Consider the following 5,714-nt stretch of genomic DNA (forward strand, 5'->3'; position numbering starts at 1 on the left):
TCATTAAGCCCCCTTCACTGATGCTGACGCTGTCAACCGCAAAGCTGGCAGTATCGTTATCCGGACCGGGGCCTGGGCCGAATGGGCCTGGGCCGGTACCGTCATCAATAATTGTAGCGACAGCTGTAGCATCACCTATAGTGCTGCCAACAGAATTATTATCAAGGGAGACAGTAAAGGTTTCGCTGCCTTCAAAAACACTGTCCTGAGTTGTCTGAACAGTAAAGGTTTTACTAGTCTCACCCGGAGCAAAGATCAGAGTGCCGCTATTGGTAGTAAAATCATTAGTTTCAGCAGTATCAGAGCCACCGATACTGGTGGAAAAATCGACAGTCTGATCCGCTTCAGCATCCCCGGTACGGGTCACGGTGAAGGTCATTAAGCCACCTTCACTGACGCTCACATCGCCGATACTAAAACTAGTGGTGTCGTTATCCGGACCCGATCCAGGGCCGAATGGACCTGGGCCAGTACCATCATCGACAATAGTGGCTACTGCACTACCATCTTCAATCTCGCCGCCGTTAGAAGGATTATCAAGACTAACCGTGAACGTTTCCGGCCCTTCGTAGACTGAATCCTGGACAGTTTGTACGGTAAAGGTCTTACTGACTTCTCCTGCAGCAAATATCAGCGTACCACTGTTAGCAGCAAAGTCAGCTGTTTCAGCAGTATCGCCACTGCCAATTCGGGTAGAGAAATCAATAGAGCCGGCCTGAGTACCACCTGTACGTGTGACGGTAAAGGTCATCAGGCCGCCTTCACTGACCTGCACATCTGCAACGCTATATAGGGAGGGAGGAATAGGAAGGTCAGCTACGTTATCAACATAGGGGTCGCGCACCCACTCTTCTGGAGTAGTATCAAAGCCTGCCTGAGCAATAACTTCTTCTGCAGTACGACCAACAGTCTGAAAATCAGAAAAACCGGAACGAGTTGGGGGGGTGTTGCCGGCAGCGGTCTCTTCAAGAATCTGGGTAGGGTCCTGGCCAGCAAGAATCGCGTCCTGAATACCAGCCACATCAACTTCTTCAGCACCCAACGACTGGATAACCAGAATAATTTCACCGGTAGAGGGATCAACCTGCACTACTGCTGTTGTGTCTTCTGGCAGCGTTTCAGTTGCAGCCTTACCGAGATCAAGCTCAGCCTCACTGCCACCGCGGACTATTATCATGTCACCGTCTTTAACCTGATCGCCGGTCTGAAGCGCATGCTCAGCACCTTTGGAATCGATGACGACGACTTCGCCGGAAACACTTACAACCGAGCCTTTAGCAGCTTCTACATTTTCCATGATTTCCCCCCAGAAGATATTATTCTGATTTTTGACTCTCAACCAAGCGAGACATCAAGATCTAAAATAAGACCATTGTGTTGCATATTAGTTACACTTCAATTGCGAGATTATCGAAGCATTCAGCCGAAAGAATCTTTACAATCCGTTTAAAATTGAACAAATAATATCACATGCTTATCCCTGTAAGCATCTAAAAAATCATTGTTTTCTACCCATACTGGTGATCTACAAGGTCTAAAATGCATGTTTAAAATCCCGCCTTTAAAACCAACATTACGAAGTATAACTGTCTCCATTTAAATACAAACAACTAACTCTATGATAAAGAAGGATTTAGCACACAATACCAATACTTTTACTGCGTATATTCAGTAGTGTATTCCTACACAGAGCGCTGACCTAACCGACCAGTACCCAGTATGGGTATCTGTAAGTCACGCCCATTTAAAGATCACAAACACTATGCACAACTTACAATGATTCCCAGCCAATTTCGCTGGCGGTTAGTGGCCCGACGATAACATCATCAAGGCTTTTCGGAATTAACAACCAACCTGGTGAGACTTTTACTCGCCCAGCCATCACTTCGGCCCGGGTTTGCGGCAATAATGGATTTTGTTGCGGATCAGCATACCCATCCGGAAAGACAGGTTCGTTTGTTTCAAGACTATATTTGTCCGATGCTCCGAATGTATGCATCAGTTCATGGGCGATAACAAAATTATTCGTCCCAATGTAATCAACACTGGCAAATCCATTCACCAAACCAATCATCCCCTTTTGCAGTCCCAGCGAGTGCGACAGCTGTTGATTTTTGCGCGGAGAAAAGTAGCGCAGATAGATTCTCACATCAGGCTCAGGCCCGCTCCAGTTATCATTGCGCCATGACCACCAGCGCATATTCAGACTCCAGAAAACCCGCTCAAACAAACTGGCCTGAACATCAATTTCCGGAGGCTGCACAGTAAGCGGCGGAGCCAGATAAAACTCTGTGACCGGATTTAAATCTATGTGATAACGACGGCCTTCTCGGGCAAAAAAGCCATTAATATCGTCGAAGTGCTCGGCACTCAGCGCATTAATATACATCTGCGTGTCGGCCTGTCCATCCGCATTGATCGGATATAATACAACCCATACAGGCCGCTTCCAGGACTGAATGCGGACGCTGGATAGCCAGGTATTCATGACGACCACAAAGAGCACAATCAGAAGGACTATTATCCGCAGCGAACGAAAATGACGAGATTTCAGCATAGCTTCTCCATTATCAATGCCTACCTGATAACGCTTCGAAAAATCCCGAAAAATCAGATTCAAAAGACCCGAAAGCCTTGCTAACTATATCAGCTAAATGCAAAAACAATGAATAAATAGCGCAAGGTTTTACCCAGCGTTATGAGAATAAGCGAGATAAGCAGATGACAGCGAAACCATCCGGCGACAAAGCAGAGCGGATCACCAATAATGGGTAACCATGAAAGCAACAAGGCTGCCGGTCCATAGCGCTGAATCATTGATAGAGCCCGCTGCTGGCTCTTTTTTTCCGGCTGCTGTGCCGGCCAGCGAACACTGACCCACCACCCCATAGCAAACGTCACAGCTCCGCCAAGGCTGTTACCCAGACTCGCCACCAATAACAATAGCAGCGGCTGAAACTCCGACTGAGTTAACAAATACCCCAGCAACACTTCAGACCCGCCGGGCAGCAGGGTTGATGATATAAAACTACTGAGAAACAGCCCCCAGAGCCCGAGGTCAGCCACGCCCGCTAACCACCCTGCTCAATGCGCTCCATATCTGCACGGATACAGCGCAGTACGCCATACTCATACAAGCCATCCAGCGCTTCGTAAACCGGCTTAAGTGCCACGCCCGAGGATGCCATTGAAGCACACATAATCTGCTGCACCTGCTGCAGCTGATCGCCATTCAGGGTAATTACATCATGCAGATGCAGTTCGCCTGCAGCAATACCATCAGCCAGATGGTTATAGATGACGTTTTCTGACAGGTGCTGCTGCCGTGCTACCTGAGCGACGGTCATCCCCGAACGATAAAGGGCAACCGATTCATGCACCTGCAGATCTTTATTTTGTGGATTTTGCTGCTCTGCCTGGTATTCGCGAATCAACTCAAGAAACGCATCGCCGTACAGTTCCAGCTTACGTTCACCAATCCCACTCAGGCGCCCCATCTGCTGATGGGTCAACGGACGATACATCACCATCTCCATCAGGGTGGCATCATGAAAGATCACATAGGGAGGAACATCCTGCTCTTTAGAGAGACTCATCCGCAACGCTTTCAATGCATTCCACAGTCCATAATCCTCGACATCCAGCTTCTGTTGCGGATCATTGCGTTTGCGGAACGACTCCTGCTTACGCTTATCCTGACGCATCTCCACCCGCAGCTCACCTTTTAACAGAGGCCGGCAACTGTCGGTCAGGTAGAGCACCCCATGACTGTTAGCTGCCACGCTCAGGTATCCTCTTGCCACCAGCTGCCGGAATACCGAGCGCCACTGATTACGATCCAGCTCCTTACCAATACCAAAAGTACTCAGCTGATGATGCTTCAGCTCCAGCACACGCTCACTGGTTTTACCCAACAACACTTCAATGATGTGATTCACACCAAACCGCTGACCGCACCGATACACAGCAGACAAGGCTTTACGCGCTGACTCGGTTGCATCCCATACCGGAACAGGTTCAAGACAGGTATCACAGTTGCCGCAAGGTTCAGGCAGCGGTTCGCCAAAATAGGTTAACAGCGTCTGACGACGACAACTGGTGATCTCACACAGTCCCAGCATCGCTTCCAGCTTCTGTCGCTCAATACTTTTGTGCAGATCATCAGCCTGCGACCCCTCCAGCATCTGCCGCAGAAAGATAACATCCTGCAACCCATAGACCATCCAGGCATCGGCGGGCAGACCATCCCGTCCGGCACGACCGGTTTCCTGATAATAGGCTTCGACACTTTTAGGCAGATCAAGGTGCGCGACAAAGCGTACATTGGGTTTATCAATCCCCATCCCAAAGGCGACTGTCGCGACCATCAGAATATTCTCTTCGGTCAGAAAACGGTGCTGGTTATGACGGCGCAGTTCAGCATGCAGCCCCGCATGGTACGGCAGTGCATTAAAGCCCTGCTCTTGCAGCCATTGGGCGGTGTCTTCAACTTTCTTGCGCGAAAGGCAGTAAACGATACCGGAATCACTGGCATGCTCTGCTTTGAGAAACTTCAGTAACTGCTCTTTGGCCCGGTGTTTCTGACCAATGCGATAACGAATATTGGGACGGTCAAACCCTTGAATAAATTTGCGCGCATCCTGCAGTCCGAGTCGCTCACAGATCTCATCCCGGGTACGCTCATCCGCCGTAGCCGTTAAAGCGATGCGGGGCACACCCGGAAAGCAGTCCTGAAGGTAACTCAGCTGGAGGTATTCTGGCCGGAAATCGTGCCCCCATTTCGAGACGCAGTGCGCCTCATCGATTGCCCAAAGCCCGACTTCACGCTGTGCCAAGACACGGCGGATCGAGGTACTGCGTAGCTGCTCGGGAGAGATGATGAGGATCCCTGCGTCCCCCATCCGAACTTTATCCAAGGCATCCTGGCGTTCGGGCATGGACATCATACCGTTGATCGTGACCGAGCAGGAAATACCTGCCCGCTCCATGCCCTGAACCTGGTCCGACATCAGTGCGACCAGAGGCGAAATCACAACGGTGAGCGCCCCAATCTTGTCGAACCGACACAGCGCGGGCACCTGGTAGCACAGAGACTTCCCCGTGCCTGTCGGTAGAATCCCAAGCAGACTATTACCCGACATGGCCTCGTCGACGATGCGTTCTTGCAAGGGGCGACCATCCGGATCGACCGGCTTAGGGCGAAAGCTCGGGAATCCGAACCATTTTTCCAACGCGCGGACAGGATCATTCTGTTGGGCACACCAAGCGCAAGCAGGGTCTTTGCAAGACGTGTCTCGCAAATGCTTCACGATCAGCGATGCTTCGCGAAACTGCGCCCGCACCCAAGGCGGCATGACGGAATCTCCACCTGCAACCGTGATCCAGGACAGCGCATAGGCCATGGGCCATCCATTCTGCGGGCTGCTCAATCGGCTCAATGTCTGCTCGACGCGCTTGCCGCAGGCGCGGCCTCCCAGCAACCGCCGTATCGCGGCACAGGTTTCCTCGTAGCCCGGGCAATCCCTACCGCGCACATAACGAAAGACCGTATCAAAACCGCCTGCCTGTTCCACGCGCGTGGTCAGGTAGTGGTAGGCCGTAAGAACATCCGGCCCTTCAGCCTTCAGCCTCACGAAAGCATCGAGCTGGTTCGCCAAGACCTCAAACACAAGCCGCGCATCCAGCTCGGGGTCATTCACATGGCCTGTCGCCCG

At 51.2% G+C, this 5,714-nt stretch carries 4 protein-coding genes; all 4 read right to left on the minus strand.

The genetic code is table 11. The features are described 5' to 3' along the window. On the minus strand, window positions 1-1,297 hold a 1,297-nt coding region (locus Q0499_RS08845; protein WP_299198383.1), incomplete at its 3' end, for a retention module-containing protein. Between the two features lie 474 nt (window positions 1,298-1,771). Beyond that, the gene (locus tag Q0499_RS08850) at window positions 1,772-2,557 is read right to left on the minus strand and encodes a hypothetical protein (RefSeq protein WP_299198386.1); all 786 of its coding nucleotides are present in this window, start codon (window positions 2,555-2,557) and stop codon (window positions 1,772-1,774) included. 89 nt (window positions 2,558-2,646) lie between these two features. Further along, window positions 2,647-3,066 (minus strand): VTT domain-containing protein, encoded by a 420-nt coding sequence (locus Q0499_RS08855; protein WP_299198389.1) that lies wholly within the window; start codon window positions 3,064-3,066, stop codon window positions 2,647-2,649. A gap of 5 nt (window positions 3,067-3,071) precedes the next feature. Next, entirely contained in the window at window positions 3,072-5,402 is a 2,331-nt protein-coding gene (recQ, locus tag Q0499_RS08860; RefSeq protein WP_299198392.1) for a DNA helicase RecQ, read from the minus strand. Window positions 5,403-5,714 lie beyond the last annotated feature (312 nt).

The organism is uncultured Amphritea sp., assembly GCF_937127095.1.
Classification (GTDB): domain Bacteria; phylum Pseudomonadota; class Gammaproteobacteria; order Pseudomonadales; family Balneatricaceae; genus Amphritea.

Bases quoted from the DNA above. Each gene is read 5' to 3' on its own strand.
- Q0499_RS08850 (WP_299198386.1), bottom strand. From the start codon at position 2,557: ATGCTGAAATCTCGTCATTTTCGTTCGCTGCGGATAATAGTCCTTCTG.
- recQ (WP_299198392.1), bottom strand. From the start codon at position 5,402: ATGGCCTATGCGCTGTCCTGGATCACGGTTGCAGGTGGAGATTCCGTC.